At 61.4% G+C, this 1672-nt stretch carries 2 protein-coding genes; both read left to right on the top strand.

Annotated features, from left to right (window positions below; genetic code table 11):
• Positions 1 to 597: TerB family tellurite resistance protein (locus tag WBB85_RS22590; protein WP_432640816.1), on the top strand; the 597-nt coding region annotated here is incomplete at its 5' end.
• A 4-nt stretch (positions 598 to 601) separates the two neighbouring features.
• The gene (locus WBB85_RS22585) at positions 602 to 1633 is read left to right on the top strand and encodes an endonuclease/exonuclease/phosphatase family protein (protein WP_432640815.1); all 1032 of its coding nucleotides are present in this window, start codon (positions 602 to 604) and stop codon (positions 1631 to 1633) included.
• The last annotated feature ends 39 nt before the right edge of the window (positions 1634 to 1672 follow it).

Below are 1672 nucleotides of genomic sequence, written 5' to 3'. Positions count from 1 at the left end.
CCGCCGGAACGCTCGATCGGCTTTACCATCGCGGTCATCGCGCTTGGCGCAAAGATGGCCAAGGCCGATGGGCAGGTGACGCGGGATGAGGTGACGGCCTTTCGCGAGGTCTTCGCCATAGCCCGTGAGGAAGAGGACAACGCCGCCCGGGTGTTCAACCTTGCCCGGCAGGACGTGGCGGGGTTCGACCTCTACGCAAACAAGATCGCCGCGATGCTGGGGCCTGGCGATCCGGTTCTGGTCGACCTGATGGAGGGGCTCTTTCACATCGCCATGGCGGATGGCGAATTCCATCCGCATGAGGATGCCTTCCTGCGTGAGGTCGCCAGCATTTTCGGTGTTCATGATCGCTGCTTCCGCTCGCTGCTGACGCGGTTCGTACCCGATGCGGTGCCCGATCCCTATCATGTCCTGCGCGTGCCGCATGATGCCGCGCTGGAGGATATCCGTGCGGCCTGGCGTCAGGCGGTCAAGGATTGCCACCCAGACCGGATGCGCGCCCGCGGCCTGCCGGACGAGGCGTTGAAGATCGCCGAACAGCGTCTGATCGCGGTCAACCGCGCCTGGGAGGAAATCACCGGTCGACGGGCGGCCTGACCCCATGCGGATTGTCACCTGGAATGTCGAATGGTTCACCAATCTTTTCGACCGGGACGGGCAGCTTCTGGAGGATGGCGGCTGGTCGTCGCGCTACAACGTCACCCGCGCCGATCAACTGACCGCACTTGGCATTGTTTTCACCGCGATGGATGCCGATGCGGTGATGATCATCGAGGCGCCCGACAACAACCGGCGGCACAAATCGGTCGACATGCTGGAGGCGTTTGCCGCGCGCTATGATCTGCGCACCCGCAAGGCGCTGATCGGGTATGAGAACGACACCCAGCAGGAAATCGCGCTGCTTTATGATCCGGACGCGCTGAGCGTGCGCCATGACCCAGTTGGCCTGCCGGACCAGCCGATTGAAAGTACGGCTGCGCCGCGATTCGATACAAGTTATCGGATCGACCTGAATATCGACGCCAAGATGGATGTGGTGCGGTTTTCCAAGCCCCCGCTTGAGATCGCGGCGACGACACCGGACGGCGTCGAGTTTCGCATGATCGGAGTGCATGTGAAATCGAAGGCCCCGCATGGCGCACGGAGCAAGGCGCAGGCCAAAAGGCTTGCCATCGAGAACCGCCGCAAGCAACTGGCACAAAGCATCTGGCTGCGCGAAAGGGTGCTGGAACATCTGAAGGCGGGCGACAGCCTGATGGTGATGGGGGATTTCAACGACGGGCCGGGGCTGGATGAGTATGAAAAGCTCTTTGGCCGGTCGGGGGTTGAGATCGTCATGGGCTGGGATGAGACGCATGAGACGCGGCTTTTTGATCCGCATGCGCGGGTGGCCTTTGGCAAGAAGGGTGCGCTGATGCCGACAACGGCGCGATTCTACCTTGACGACAAGGGCTGCTATTTCTCGGCACTGCTCGATTATATCATGGTGTCACCCGATCTGCGGGCCAAAGCGCCGAACTGGCGGATCTGGCATCCGTTTGACGATCCGAAGATCTACAAGGTGCCGGAACTGCGCGAGGCGCTGCTGACCGCGTCAGACCATTTCCCGGTCTCGATCGACATCACTTTCTGACGGGACTTCTGTATTTCAGGGGCCGGATGTCCTATATTG

It is taken from the genome of Albidovulum sp. (assembly GCF_049646345.1).
In the GTDB taxonomy this organism is placed as follows: Bacteria; Pseudomonadota; Alphaproteobacteria; order Rhodobacterales; family Rhodobacteraceae; genus Albidovulum.
This window is presented reverse-complemented; position numbering and strand designations above follow the sequence as displayed.